This window comes from Pseudooceanicola nanhaiensis (assembly GCF_020171315.1).
Lineage (GTDB): Bacteria > Pseudomonadota > Alphaproteobacteria > Rhodobacterales > Rhodobacteraceae > Pseudooceanicola > Pseudooceanicola nanhaiensis_A.
In genome coordinates this window covers 138,041-150,657 of record NZ_JAIUZP010000009.1, presented here as the reverse complement: position 1 = coordinate 150,657, position 12,617 = coordinate 138,041, and the positions used below count along the sequence as shown (strand labels likewise).

The window sequence follows — 12,617 nt, the reverse complement described above, 5'->3', positions numbered from 1 at the left end:
TTGACCACTCTAAAATGTCAACATACGAATTTAGACAAATCAATAGGCGATCCAACTGAGCGTCGCTGCCGGTCATTTTCTGGTCAGAACAGCGGCCAGCCGGTCAGGCGTTTGGTTTGATTGCGAAAAACCGACAGGAGTACTGCCGTGGCACAGGTAAACAGGGCGCAGATCGACTCAGTGGAAGAGCCTGCCAGCCGCCCGGAGCCGCTTGGGACACCGCTTGTGGTGGCCAAGGACCTCGACGTGACATTTCATACGAAGAAGGGTCGCATCGAGGCTGTGAAAGGCCTGTCGCTGAACGTGGGCGATGGCGAATTCGTCTCGATCCTCGGGCCGTCGGGGTGCGGCAAGTCCACCCTCCTGCGGGTGGCCGCCGGATTGCTTAAACCCTCGGGCGGGGCGCTGTCGGTCGGCGGTGAAACCGTCGCGGGCCCGCGCTCCGACGTGGGCGTCGTGTTCCAGAAGCCCGCGCTGCTGCCGTGGAAGACGGTGCTCGACAATGTCACCCTGCCGGTCCGCAGCCAGGGACTGAACCGCAAGGCCGGGGCCGAGCGCGCGCGCCGGTTGCTCGACATGGTGGGCCTCGCGCATTTCGCAGAGAGCTACCCCTCCGAACTGTCGGGCGGGATGCAGCAGCGCGTCGGCATCGTGCGCGGCCTCGTCAACGATCCCAAGGTCCTGCTGATGGACGAGCCCTTCTCGGCGCTCGACGCCATGACGCGCGAGACCATGATGGATGACCTGCAGCGAATCTGGAACGAGACCCGCAAGACGGTGATGTTCATCACCCACTCCATCCCCGAGGCGGTCTATCTCTCGGATCGGGTCATCGTGCTCTCGCCCCGCCCCGCGCGGCTGGTGGAGGACCTGACCATCGACCTGCCGCGCCCGCGCACCATGGACACGATGTCCGACGCGCGGTTCACGGATTACACCCGCCACCTGCGCGGCATCTTCTCGCATCTGGATAAGTGAGGCCCGACATGAAAGAGAAACTGACAGGCGCGCTCTATCCGCTGATCACCTTCGGGGCGATCCTCGCGCTGTGGCTGGTCGCGGTCTATGTCTGGGACGTGCCGAGCTACGTCCTGCCCAAGCCGCTGGCCGTTCTGGGCGCGCTCAAGACCGGCTATATCGACGGGCTGTTCTGGCACCACTTCTTCTACACGCTCTCCTCGACCGCGATGGGCTATGTCATCGGCTGCGTCGCGGCGATCTGCGTGGGGGCCGTCGTGTCGGAGTGGCGGATCGCGGAACGGCTGATCAACCCGCTGGTGATCGCGCTGCAATCCATGCCCAAGGTGGCACTGGCCCCGCTGATCCTCGTCTGGTTCGGCTTCGATCAGGCATCGAAGGTGATCATGGTGGTGCTGGTCTGCTTTTTCCCGGTCTTCGTGAACACGGTGGTCGGCCTCAAGCAGACGCCCGCCGACCTGCTGGAAATGGCGCGGGCCGCCAACACGGGCCGCTGGCGCACCTTCTGGGAAATCCGTTTCCCAAGTGCGGCGGGCCATATCTTTGCAGGCCTTCAGATCGCCATCGTCCTCAGCCTGATCGGCGCCGTGGTGGCAGAGTTCGTCTCCTCCTCCGAGGGGCTCGGCTACCTGATCAACGCCTCGGCGCTGACCATGGAGGTGAACGTGATGTTCGCAGCCCTCGTCAGCCTCGCCGCCATGGGGGTGATCGGCACGCAGCTCGTGCGTTTCGCCCATGCCAAGCTGGTCTTCTGGGAAGGCACGCTGGCCGCAACCGTGCAGGAGTGATCCCCTGCATCCTCCGGCGGGGCTGTCTCAGCCCCGCTGGGCTTCGAGTCGCAGGTTCTGGAACATCTCGCTCGACAGGATCGCTTCCATCACCAGCCTGCGGGAGGTCAGCACCTCCTCGCGGGTGACGGCCTCGACCGCGTCGGCATCCTCGCGCCGCAGGGCGTCGATCAGGGCGCTGTGGGTGTTGCGGTCATCCCGGTTGCGGTTCTGGTGGCTGAGGCCGAGGTGCAGCACCCGCGTCGACTCGTCCAGCACCCGCGCCAGCGTCTCGGTCATCAGGGCATTGCCGCACAGCCGCACGAGATAGAGGTGGAACTCGCGGTTGGCGACAAGGTAGTCCATCCGCCCGTCCGCCGTGCCGTCGCGCCCCGCCTGCAGGCAGGCCGCGTTCAACGCCTCCAGCACGTCGAAATCCACCCGCCCGACAGCCTTGCGCAGGGCGGCGGGTTCCAGCAGCAGGCGCATCTCGAAAACATCGCGTACCGATTGCAGGGTCAGCGGGGCAACGATGTAGCCCTTGCGGGGCTGCGCGCTCACGAGGCCATGCTGCTCCAGCCGGGCCAGCGCCGCGCGGATCGGGGCCAGCCCCAGACCCAGCCTCTCGCACAGTTGCGCGGCCGAGATCTCCGCCCCCGGTTCGAGATCGGACCGCAGGATGAGGCTCCGGGTCCGGTCAAAGGCCTGATCGGTCAACGAAGGTTCTGCAGCGCCGTGTTTCATCTCTCGCCCCGGTTGTCGCCCCAGCCATAGAGGGCTGCGATAGGGCCGACAACCCCGGGGCCATCGACGGCACCGGCCCCCGCGTCAACGCGACGAGTGCGATCTGCCCGGCGATCTGCTAGAACAACGTCGAGGGGAGGAAGCTATGCCACATACAAACAGGATGAGTCCCGGGCCGCACGACCTGCCGCCGGGCCTCGAAAGCGCACTCCGAAGCGAGATCGACACGTTGAAAGGCGAACTCCGCGCCTTTGTCGCCGTCGCCCTGCAACACGGGCTGCGGGATTACTGCGAAGACCGGCACCCCCAGATCGTGCGCGATCTGGAAGCCAGCACCCTGCAGTCGGAAAAATCCGTCGAAGCGAAGTACGAGAAGATCGTGGCCGCCATCGGCAAGGTGCCGGGCCTGCGGGCCACGCTGGGGGAGAGCGGCGAGCGCACCTATTACCGCAACGCCGTCGACGATGTCGCCTATCTGGAGCACGCACTGAAGGACCGGCGCTTCGTGCTGAGCGGGATCTGGGTTGTCCCCTCCTACCGCGGCAAGGGCATCGCGCACCGGCTGCTGCGCCGGCTGGTCGATGCTGCGGATGCGGTGGATTGCGGGATCGCCCTCTACCACGATCCGTTCGGGGACGAGGGCCTCAGCAAGGCGGAGCTGGAGGCGTTCTACAACCGCCACGGCTTCCAGCAGCATGAGACCACCGCGGGGGGATTGTACCGGTTCCCGGGCACGCCGCTCGACCTCTACGCCCGCCACGCAGGCTGAGCCCCTGCGATCTGCCCTGCGGCGGTCCGGGGTCCGGCGACGCGGACGGGCACGCACGGGACAGGCAGACCCGACAATCGGGTCCTGCCCCCAGCCCTATCACGTTCGTTCCCAATAAGGCCGGCTTGCACAACAAGGCCGGGCGGAGGACCGTCTGGCCGAAATTCGGTACTGCCGCGCTCAGATCAGGAAGATGCTTCACACCCAATAAAAAAGGCGCCCCAAGGGCGCCTTGTTTATCTGGTCGGAGTGAGAGGATTCGAACCTCCGACCCCTGCCTCCCGAAGACAGTGCTCTACCAGGCTGAGCTACACTCCGACCGTGGAGGGCGAACTATCCCCTTCCGCAGGCATTTGCAAGCCCCTCACGACACCAATTCGGTGCTTTTCTGGCGACGCAGGAACGGGCCGATCCGAAGCGCCGCCGGGGTGCCCGGACGGGTCCGTGTGCGCAGCACCGGCGTGGTGGCCGAACTGCCGCCCCGGCTCTCGCGGAAGACGATGTAGAGACCCGAGGCGATGATCACGCCCGCCCCGCCCAGGGTGGTGACAGAGGGCCATTCCCCGAAGATCAGCCAGCCGTAGAACAGGGCCCAGAGCATCTGCGAATACTGCATCGGCGCGATCAGGGCCGCCTCGGCCCGGGTGTAGGCCGCGATGATTCCCAGCATGGCGATGAAGGAGCAGAAGGCGATGGCCGCCATGCCGCCGAGGGCCTCGATCGGCATCGGCTTGTATACGAAGGGCAGGATCGCCCCCATGATCAGGAAGTTCGCCATCATCGGGTAGAGCAGCAGCACGACCGAGCGTTCCTCGCGCCCGATCTTGCGCACTACGACGGAGGACAGCGCCGAACAGCAGGCCGAGGCCAGCGCCGCCCCATGCCCGAGGCTGAGCGCCGTCTGGCCGGGCTGCACCACGATCGCGACCCCGACGAGGCCCACCCCCACCGCCAGCCCCCGGCGCAGGCGCACCCGTTCGCCCAGGATCGGGATCGCCAGCAGGGTGATCAGCAGCGGCGAGGCAAAGAGAATCGCGTAGGTGTCCGCCAGCGGCAGCACCGAGAAGGCATAGAAGGCAAAGGCCCCCGCGCCCACGGCCGCCACCGTGCGCAGCGCCATCCACCAGGGGTGGACCGGGCGCAGGTTGCTCTTCTGCGCGTCGCGCATCAGCAGCACGGTGGCCAGCGGGAAGGAGAAGAGGACCGAGAAGAAGACGATCTGGAACGGCGCATAGGAGCCGCCAAGCAGTTTCACGATCACATCCTGGGAGGCGTAGATCGCGAAGGAGCCCAGCGCGAAGAGAATGCCGCTGCCCGTTGTACCCATGTCCGTGCTGTCCCGTTCCGGCCCGCTCTGGCCCTGCTGTCGCTGCCGGGGCCGCCAGCCGGCCCCGCGTCGCGGCCAAGCATCAGCCGACCCGCGACGGGGACGCAAGGGGCCATCCGCCCAACCAGCGGAATTCCCCACGAAAAACGGCGCGGCCCCGGGGGCCGCGCCGCTCTCATCCGCGGGGGGATGAAATCAGAGGCTCTCTTCGAGCGCCGCGATCACCGCATCGCCCATCTCCGAGGTGGAGGCCGGGGTGACGCCTTCGGTGTTCAGCAGGTCCGCGGTGCGGATGCCCTTGGCCAGCACGGCGTTGACCGCCGCTTCCAGCCGGTCCGCCTCGGCGCCGAGGTCGAAGCTGTAGCGCAGCGCCATGGCAAAGCTGAGGATGCAGGCACAGGGGTTGGCCTTGCCGCTGCCCGCGATGTCGGGGGCGGAGCCGTGCACCGGTTCGTAGAGCGCCTTGGGACGGCCGTTGGCCATCGGCGCGCCCAGCGAGGCGGAGGGCAGCATGCCCAGCGAGCCGGTCAGCATCGCCGCGAGGTCCGAGAGCAGGTCGCCGAAGAGGTTGTCGGTGACGATCACGTCGAACTGCTTGGGCCAGCGGGTCAGCTGCATGGCGCCGGCATCGGCGTACATGTGGCTCAGCTCCACGTCCGGGTATTCCGCGTCGTGGATTTCCTGCACGACGTCGCGCCACAGGATGCCCGATTCCATCACGTTGGCCTTCTCCATGGAGCAGACCTTGTTGCCGCGCTTGCGGGCCAGTTCGAAGGCCGAGCGCGCCACGCGGGCGATCTCGCTCTCGGTGTAGCGCTGGGTGTTGATGCCCACGCGCTCGTTGCCTTCCTTGATGATGCCGCGGGGCTCACCGAAGTAGACGCCCGAGGTCAGCTCGCGCACGATCATGATGTCGAGGCCCGAGACCACTTCCTGCTTCAGCGACGAGAAGTCGGACAGCGCGTCGAAACACTGCGCCGGGCGCAGGTTGGCATAGAGGTCCATCTCCTTGCGCAGCCGCAGCAGGCCGCGCTCGGGCTTCACCGAGAAGTCGAGCTTGTCGTACTTCGGCCCGCCCACGGCGCCCAGCAGGACGGCGTCCACCTCCTGCGCCTTCTCCATGGTGGCATCCGAGAGCGGCACACCATGCACGTCGTAGGCCGCGCCGCCCACCAAATCCTCGGTCACGTCGAAGCTGATGCCGCGCTTGGTCCCGAACCAGTCGATGATCTTGCGGACCTCGGCCATCACCTCGGGGCCGATACCGTCACCGGCGAGGATGAGAAGCGAGGGGTTAGACATGGGGCGATCCTCCTGAAATCACGTCCCGCATCGCCTATCCCGAAGGCCACGTTGCGTCAAGAAAGCCGGATTGCGCGCCCCGTCCGCCTCCGCCCCGGGATCGTCCCCCCACGACCCACCACAGGCACCGCCAAACGCCCCCGGCCCTGTCCCGACTACGCATCCCCCTCATCCACTGTTCAGAAATATCCTCGGGGGTGAATTGCGGGCAAAGCCCGCAAGAGGGGGCAGACAGCCCCCTCGCCACGCCCGCCGCAGGCGCCAGACCTACCCGCCGCAGCCTCCCCATCGACCGAAGTCCCCGCGCTCACCCCGTCAGCGCGCCCAGCCCCGCCACCAGTCGCGACCAGACGGCGGCCACCCGGGGCACGGGCCGGATCGCCTCATGCGCCGCGATCCAGACCGGCAGCGGCGGGATCTCCACCCCGATCTCCAGTTCCTCCACCAGCGGATCGCGCCGGGCCACGCCGCATTGCATGAAGCCCACGCCGCAGCCCGCCCGCACCAGTTCCCAATAGGCGACCTGGCTGTCGCAGCGCAGCGCGAAGTCGGTGGATTGCATCTCCAGCCCCAGTGCGCGCATCGCCCGCAGCATCAGCTCCGACCGGTCATATCCCACCAGATCATGGTCCTTCAGCTCCGCCGCCGACCCCGGCCGCCCGCGCCGCGCCACATAGCTCTTTGCCGCGAAGGCCCCGACCGGCAGGTCCCCCAGATGCTGCGCCACAAGGTCGAGCTGCCGGGGCCGGTACATGCGCAGGGCAATATCCGCCTCGCGGAAGAGCAGGTTCTCGGTCGTGTCCGAAGGTACGAGGTCGATGCCCACCTGCGGCAGCTCCGTCCGCATCTGCGCGATCAGGGGCGGCAGCAGGTGATGGGCCACCACCTCGCTCGCCGTGATCCGCACCCGCCCCTGCAGCGCGCCGTCCTGACCGGCGGCGGCAAGGCGCATCCGGCCCATGGCCCCGGCCATCTCGCGGGCGGCGGGCAGCAGGCGGCGCCCGGCCTCGCTCAGCTCCAGCCCGCGCGCGTGCCGCTCGAAGAGCGCAAGCCCCAGCCGGTCCTCCAGCCGCTTCACCTGCCGCCCCAGCGTCGGCTGGCTCTGCCCGAGGCTGCGGGCCGCAGCCGAGAGCGATCCGCCCTCCGCCACCGCGAGGAAGATCTGTACAAGTGCCCAGTCGAGGTCCTGATCCATGCAATAATGAATAGCAGATACCGGATTTCACGCAATTCCGCTTCAGTTACGATGGGCGCATCCTGCCGACGACTCTCCCGCTTCCGATGGAAAGGACCTCCAATGCCCCATGCTCTCGTCATCGGCGCCTCCGGCAAGTTCGGGCGCCATGCCGCCGCCGCGCTCGCCGCGGAGGGCTGGCAGATCACCCGCTTCGACCGGGCCCGCGATGACCTCGCGCAGGCGATGGCCGGCAAGCAGATCGTGGTGATGGCCGCGAACCCGCCCTCCTATCACCTCTGGGCGCGCCAACTGATGCCGCTGCATCGCGCCGTGGCACAGGCGGCCCGCGCCGCCGACATCCCCGTGCTGGTACCGGGCAATGTCTATGTCTACGGACCAGAGAGCCCGATGCCCTGGGGGCCCGACAGCCCGCAGCGGGCGACGAACCCGCTCGGACGGCTCAGGATCGAACTGGAACAGATGTACCGCGAGACCTGCCGCACGATCGTGCTGACCATGGGCGATTTCCTCGACGAGGCGCCGACCGGCGGCTGGTTCGACCGGATCATAGCGGCGCGGCTCGACCGGGGCGTGCTGCGCTACCCGGGCGCGCTGGACGTGCCCCATGCCTGGGCCTGGCTGACCGACGCGGGCCGCGCGGCGGCGAGGCTGGCCGCGATCCGCAACGACCTGCCCGCCTTCCAAAAGGTCACGATGCCCGGCTACACGCTGAGCGCCGAGGAGATCGCCACCCTGCTGACCGCGGCCCGGGGCCAGACCATCCGCGCCACGCGGATGCCCTGGCTGCCGCTGCGCATGGCGGCGCCTGCGGTCCCCTTCCTGCGCGGGCTGGTGGAAATGCGCTATCTCTGGTCCCTGCCCCACCGGCTCGACGGTACGACCTTCGACAGGCTGCTGCCGGACTTCGCCCCGACACCGCCGCAGGTGGCCCTTGCAGAGGCGACGGCGCATATCCCGGGCGGTATCACTCCTCGGCCAGCACCTCTTCCCGCCCGCTGAGGAAGTTGCCGATCACGTTCAGCGCCGGAACATGGTCGCAGAGCACCTTGAGGAAGACGAGGAAGGGCACCGCCATCAGCGCCCCGGCCACGCCCCAGAGCCAGGCCCAGAAGATCACCGCGATGAAGACCGCCGCCGCATTCAGCGACAGGTGGCGGCCCACCAGCCAGGGCGTGATCATCTGGCCCTCGATCGAGGTCAGCACGAGGTAGGCCCCCGGCACCAGCAGCGCCTCGCCGGTGGTGTCGAAGGTCACCAGCGCCACCGCCCCCACGGCCCCCGCACCGATGATCGCGCCCATGTAGGGCAGGTAGTTCAGCAGGAAGGCGGCCACGCCCCAGAGATAGGCATAGGGCATCCCCAGAACATGCAGCGTGCCGCCGATCGCGATCCCGAGGCAGGCGTTGATCACGGTGATCGCGCCGAGGTAGCGGCTGATCTGGCGCTCGATGTCGTGGGAAATCCGCACCGCGCGCTTCTTGTCCTGCAGGCGCGGCAGGCTCTCCACCAGCTTGCGGCGGAACATGTCGCCCGAGCCGAGCAGGAACATGGCGAGGATCATCGCGATCATCAGCGCGGTGCCGGTACCGGCCAGCGAGGCAACGGCCTTGTTCACGATGGAGGGCGCCTCCATCACCACCTGCCCCGGCTGGTCCTCGCCCCCGGCGAGCGCCTCGATCTCCTCCGAGGCCTGCTTCACGCTCTCCAGCTGCTCCGTCAGGCCGGCGAGCTTCATGTTCAGCTCGTAGCGGATGCCGGGCATCGCATCGACGAGGTCCGCCGCCGGGCCCGACATGAGGTAGAGCCCCAGCGCCATGCCGCCGCCGATGGAGAGGATCAGCCCCACGGCCACCACGCCTTCCGGAATGCCCGTGCGGGCGATCCAGCGCACCAGCGGCGCCAGCGTCAGCGCGATGAGGAAGCCAAGCACGAGGGGCAGCATCACCACCTTGGCCACGTAGATCGACCAGAGCACGAGGATGATCAGCAGCCCGGCCAGCATGTATTCGATCCGGCTGAGCGCCACGAGCCGGTCCGCCATCGTCTTGCCCGAAGGCGGCGTGGCGGGTGCCGGGGGTCGTCCGCCCGCGCCACCGGGCCCGTCGCCAAGGCCGCCGGTGCGCGCCTCGATGGTCGCGGGACGGGTCATCGCCGGCCGGGGCGCATGGCTTCCCTCCTCGGCGCCCATCTGTCGTGGCATCTGTCCGGGATCATCGGAGGGGGCGCTCTGGGTGGCCGCGGTCGCGGCAGCGAGACCGGGCGCACGGGCGTGGCTGTTGGATGGCTGGCCCATCTGTCCTCTCCTCTCGTGATACCGGTCCCAACGCCGCCGAAGGGCGCCAGTTCCTGAAACGAGAGGTTTTCCTGAAGGTTTCTTGGCCCCCGCCCTCGTGGCGCCGCACAAGCCCGCAGTCCGCTTCATCTTTCTTCACAAGCGCAGGAGCCTGCCCGGACCGTCCCGCGGGCGACAGCGGCCCGGGCGGCGCGCAGGCTGACCACCCCATGACCACGCCCGGCACCGAATATCCGCCGGATATCACGTCAGCGCAGGCCATCCCGATTGCCCCGGCCCGCTGCCTTATGTATCAACCCCCGAACCTTTTCACCCAGTCGGGGAGTCTCCCATGGCCGCGTATCAGTATGTCTACCACATGTCCGGGGTGTCTAAGACCTATCCCGGTGGCAAGAAATGCTTCGAGAACATCCACCTCAACTTCCTGCCCGGCGTTAAGATCGGCGTCGTCGGCGTCAACGGCGCCGGTAAGTCGACCCTGCTCAAGATCATGGCCGGCCTCGACAAGGACTTCCAGGGCGAGGCCTGGCATGCCGAGGGCGCGAAGGTCGGCTACCTGCCGCAGGAGCCGGAACTGGACCCGAACCTCGACGTGCGCGGCAACGTGATGCTGGGCGTGAAGGCGAAGAAGGACATCCTCGACCGCTACAACGAACTGGCCATGAACTACTCGGACGAGACCGCGGACGAGATGGCCAAGCTGCAGGACGAGATCGACGCCCAGAACCTCTGGGACCTCGACAGCCAGATCGACATCTCGCTGGAAGCCCTGCGCTGCCCGCCGGACGATGCCGACGTGACCAAGCTCTCGGGTGGTGAGAAGCGCCGCGTGGCGCTCTGCCGGCTGCTGCTGGAAGCGCCCGACATGCTGCTGCTCGACGAACCGACCAACCACCTCGACGCCGAGACCATCGCCTGGCTGCAGCAGCACCTGATCGACTACAAGGGCACGATCCTGATCGTCACCCACGACCGCTACTTCCTCGACGACATCACCGGCTGGATCCTCGAACTCGACCGCGGCCGGGGCATCCCCTACGAGGGCAACTACTCCGCATGGCTGGAACAGAAGGCCAAGCGCCTCGCGCAGGAAGCCCGCGAGGACAAGTCGCGCCAGAAGACGCTGGAGCGCGAACTGGAGTGGATGCGGCAGGGCGCCAAGGCCCGTCAGGCCAAGCAGAAGGCCCGGATCAACGCCTACAACGACCTCGCCAACCAGTCCGAGCGCGAGAAGATCACCCGCGCCCAGATCGTCATCCCCAACGGGCCGCGTCTCGGCTCCAAGGTGATCGAGGTCAACGGGCTGAAGAAGGCCATGGGCGACAAGCTCCTGATCGAGGACCTGTCCTTCGCGCTGCCGCCGGGCGGCATCGTCGGCGTGATCGGGCCGAACGGCGCCGGTAAGACCACGCTCTTCCGGATGCTGACCGGGCAGGAACAGCCCGACGAGGGCACCGTCGAATACGGCGACACGGTGAAACTGTCCTACGTGGACCAGTCGCGCGACGACCTGAACCCGAACGAGAACGTCTGGGAAGCCATCGCCGACGGTCTGGACATCGTGAAGCTGGGCGACGCCGAGGTGAACGCGCGGGCCTATTGCTCGGCCTTCAACTTCAAGGGCGGCGACCAGCAGAAGAAGGTCTCGCTGCTGTCGGGCGGTGAACGCAACCGCGTGCACATGGCGCGGCTGCTGCGCTCGGGCGGGAACGTGCTGCTGCTCGACGAACCGACCAACGACCTTGACGTGGAAACGCTGCGGGCGCTGGAAGACGCGCTGGTCGATTTCGCCGGCTGCGCGGTGGTCATCTCGCACGACCGCTTCTTCCTCGACCGGATCTGTACCCACATCCTCGCCTTCGAGGGCGACGCCCATGTGGAATGGTTCGAAGGCAACTTCGAGGATTACGAGGAAGACAAGAAACGTCGCCTCGGCCCCGACGCGCTCGAGCCGAAGCGGATCAAGTATAAGAAGTTCGCCCGCTAAGGGCCACCCGGGCAGCCGGGAGAAACAGGAAAACGGCGCCCGCGAGGGCGCCGTTTTTCGTTTCGGGGATGGGGTGGTGGTGCAGGGCTGAGCAGAGTCTTCTCTGCCAAGTGGCCGGCACACCAAGACGCGCCCCCTTCACGCCCTCCGGCAATCGCAAAGGGCAGCGCCGTCCCGCAGGGTGGCGCAGAAGCGCCGCTCCAGAGGGGCGGGTCGGCGCTGCCCGGCCTCTCGGCCGGGCGGGACATTCCGAGAGGACGGCGTATTTGGCCCGAATTGATCCGGGCGGGAAATCCAGCCAAGGCCCCTGCCCCGCCCCCAGCGATGGCGATGGACACAATCGCCCCCAAGAGCAAGCGGACGCGCCCAGCCGAAACGCCCAACCGGGGCGCCCTTCACCCCGCACACGAAAACGCCGTCCCCGAGGGGGACGGCGCGGCCCGGCCAGAATGGTCCGGGCGTCGGGTCAAAGGACGCGCTCAGCCCTCGCCCGAGTCCTGCTTGGCAGACATCTTCGCCTGCGCCATTTCCATGATCCGCGTGTTCAGTTCCTGATCCGCCTGCGCGGCGGCGCCAATCTCGTTGTAGGTCTCGAGGTCCATGCCCTCGACGGCGGAGATCGCATCCAGCATCTTCTGGTTCGCCTCTTCCACCAGCTCGGCGCGGGCGGTCTCGTCGGTCGCGGTCTCGATCTGCTGGGTGTAATCCTGACGCACGGCGCTCACATCCAGCGCGGCGGTCACGAAGGTGTTGAGCTGCGCATCGCTGTAATCCTCCGCCGGGGCTTCCGCGGCGGGCGGCGTCGCGGAGGTCGCGGGCGCTGCGGGATCGGCACTCTGGGCCATGAGCGGTGCGAGCGGCGTGGCGGCGAGGCCAAGGATGACACCGGCTTTCAGGGCGTTTGCGCGAAGGGTCATAGCTTTTCCTTTCGGTCTGCTTTCAGTCTGGTCTTCACCGCAGGGCATCTGCGGCGTCCCCACCGACCTATGCCACCCCCAGCGTCACACAAGGGAACGCGGGCCGCCGCCAGCCCAACCGGCGATCCCTCGCCGGAATGCCCCTGCGCCCCCGGCAAGCGCCCGCCGTGCCCCGGGGCCATGGCAGCATCCCGCCCGCCAAAGTGCCCCCGCCCTGCAGGGACCCGCGCAGGACGCCGTGGCGTGAACCGCGGTGACGCAGGCACTCTCCCGGCGCGCGAACCATGCATCAGGGCCACACCCGAGAGTTCACTTCACCGGGAAGCAGGGGGGTT

At 67.6% G+C, this 12,617-nt stretch carries 11 protein-coding genes and 1 tRNA gene; 5 read left to right on the top strand and 7 right to left on the bottom strand.

Annotated features, from left to right (window positions below; genetic code table 11):
* The first annotated feature begins 147 nt into the window (after positions 1-147).
* Positions 148-978, top strand: a complete 831-nt coding sequence (locus LCM32_RS16260) for an ABC transporter ATP-binding protein (RefSeq protein ID WP_224822144.1) — start codon at positions 148-150, stop codon at positions 976-978.
* A gap of 8 nt (positions 979-986) precedes the next feature.
* Complete coding sequence (locus tag LCM32_RS16255; protein ID WP_224822143.1) at positions 987-1,766, top strand: ABC transporter permease; 780 nt, start codon at positions 987-989, stop codon at positions 1,764-1,766.
* 27 nt (positions 1,767-1,793) lie between these two features.
* Here LCM32_RS16255 and LCM32_RS16250 read toward each other — a convergent pair whose 3' ends face one another.
* On the bottom strand, positions 1,794-2,489 hold the full coding sequence (locus LCM32_RS16250; RefSeq protein WP_224822142.1) for a GntR family transcriptional regulator: 696 nt from the start codon (positions 2,487-2,489) through the stop codon (positions 1,794-1,796).
* A gap of 163 nt (positions 2,490-2,652) precedes the next feature.
* On the opposite strand from LCM32_RS16250, the gene LCM32_RS16245 reads away from it, so the two are divergent.
* On the top strand, positions 2,653-3,258 hold the full coding sequence (locus tag LCM32_RS16245; RefSeq protein WP_224822141.1) for a GNAT family N-acetyltransferase: 606 nt from the start codon (positions 2,653-2,655) through the stop codon (positions 3,256-3,258).
* Between the two features lie 241 nt (positions 3,259-3,499).
* On the opposite strand, the gene LCM32_RS16240 is transcribed toward LCM32_RS16245, so the two are convergent.
* The 4 genes from LCM32_RS16240 to LCM32_RS16225 all read right to left on the bottom strand — a co-directional run bounded on the left by LCM32_RS16240 (position 3,500) and on the right by LCM32_RS16225 (position 7,082).
* A tRNA-Pro gene (locus LCM32_RS16240) sits at positions 3,500-3,576 on the bottom strand.
* A 46-nt stretch (positions 3,577-3,622) separates the two neighbouring features.
* Positions 3,623-4,585 carry a DMT family transporter gene (locus LCM32_RS16235; RefSeq protein ID WP_224822140.1) on the bottom strand — a complete coding sequence of 321 codons (963 nt, stop codon included), beginning with the start codon at positions 4,583-4,585 and terminating at the stop codon, positions 3,623-3,625.
* Between the two features lie 195 nt (positions 4,586-4,780).
* Positions 4,781-5,887 carry a 3-isopropylmalate dehydrogenase gene (leuB, locus tag LCM32_RS16230; RefSeq protein ID WP_224822139.1) on the bottom strand — a complete coding sequence of 369 codons (1,107 nt, stop codon included), beginning with the start codon at positions 5,885-5,887 and terminating at the stop codon, positions 4,781-4,783.
* A gap of 307 nt (positions 5,888-6,194) precedes the next feature.
* Entirely contained in the window at positions 6,195-7,082 is an 888-nt protein-coding gene (locus tag LCM32_RS16225; protein WP_224822138.1) for a LysR family transcriptional regulator, read from the bottom strand.
* Positions 7,083-7,184: 102 nt separating this feature from the next.
* On the opposite strand from LCM32_RS16225, the gene LCM32_RS16220 reads away from it, so the two are divergent.
* The gene (locus LCM32_RS16220; protein ID WP_224822137.1) at positions 7,185-8,084 is read left to right on the top strand and encodes an epimerase; all 900 of its coding nucleotides are present in this window, start codon (positions 7,185-7,187) and stop codon (positions 8,082-8,084) included.
* On the opposite strand, the gene LCM32_RS16215 is transcribed toward LCM32_RS16220, so the two are convergent.
* Complete coding sequence (locus LCM32_RS16215) at positions 8,050-9,378, bottom strand: AI-2E family transporter (protein WP_224822136.1); 1,329 nt, start codon at positions 9,376-9,378, stop codon at positions 8,050-8,052. The genes LCM32_RS16220 and LCM32_RS16215 overlap by 35 nt on opposite strands.
* Positions 9,379-9,709: 331 nt before the next feature.
* Here LCM32_RS16215 and ettA point away from each other — a divergent pair, with 331 nt between their 5' ends.
* On the top strand, positions 9,710-11,365 hold the full coding sequence (gene ettA / locus LCM32_RS16210) for an energy-dependent translational throttle protein EttA (RefSeq protein WP_224822135.1): 1,656 nt from the start codon (positions 9,710-9,712) through the stop codon (positions 11,363-11,365).
* Between the two features lie 479 nt (positions 11,366-11,844).
* On the opposite strand, the gene LCM32_RS16205 is transcribed toward ettA, so the two are convergent.
* Positions 11,845-12,282 carry a DUF4168 domain-containing protein gene (locus LCM32_RS16205; RefSeq protein WP_224822134.1) on the bottom strand — a complete coding sequence of 146 codons (438 nt, stop codon included), beginning with the start codon at positions 12,280-12,282 and terminating at the stop codon, positions 11,845-11,847.
* Positions 12,283-12,617 lie beyond the last annotated feature (335 nt).

What these genes read in the sequence shown, in the direction of transcription:
- LCM32_RS16255 (WP_224822143.1), top strand. Translation starts at nt 987, where the DNA reads ATGAAAGAGAAACTGACAGGCGCGCTCTATCCGCTGATCACCTTCGGG.
- LCM32_RS16250 (WP_224822142.1), bottom strand. Translation starts at nt 2,489, where the DNA reads ATGAAACACGGCGCTGCAGAACCTTCGTTGACCGATCAGGCCTTTGAC.
- LCM32_RS16245 (WP_224822141.1), top strand. Translation starts at nt 2,653, where the DNA reads ATGAGTCCCGGGCCGCACGACCTGCCGCCGGGCCTCGAAAGCGCACTC.
- LCM32_RS16235 (WP_224822140.1), bottom strand. Translation starts at nt 4,585, where the DNA reads ATGGGTACAACGGGCAGCGGCATTCTCTTCGCGCTGGGCTCCTTCGCG.
- leuB (WP_224822139.1), bottom strand. Translation starts at nt 5,887, where the DNA reads ATGTCTAACCCCTCGCTTCTCATCCTCGCCGGTGACGGTATCGGCCCC.
- LCM32_RS16225 (WP_224822138.1), bottom strand. Translation starts at nt 7,082, where the DNA reads ATGGATCAGGACCTCGACTGGGCACTTGTACAGATCTTCCTCGCGGTG.
- LCM32_RS16220 (WP_224822137.1), top strand. Translation starts at nt 7,185, where the DNA reads ATGCCCCATGCTCTCGTCATCGGCGCCTCCGGCAAGTTCGGGCGCCAT.
- LCM32_RS16215 (WP_224822136.1), bottom strand. Translation starts at nt 9,378, where the DNA reads ATGGGCCAGCCATCCAACAGCCACGCCCGTGCGCCCGGTCTCGCTGCC.
- ettA (WP_224822135.1), top strand. Translation starts at nt 9,710, where the DNA reads ATGGCCGCGTATCAGTATGTCTACCACATGTCCGGGGTGTCTAAGACC.
- LCM32_RS16205 (WP_224822134.1), bottom strand. Translation starts at nt 12,282, where the DNA reads ATGACCCTTCGCGCAAACGCCCTGAAAGCCGGTGTCATCCTTGGCCTC.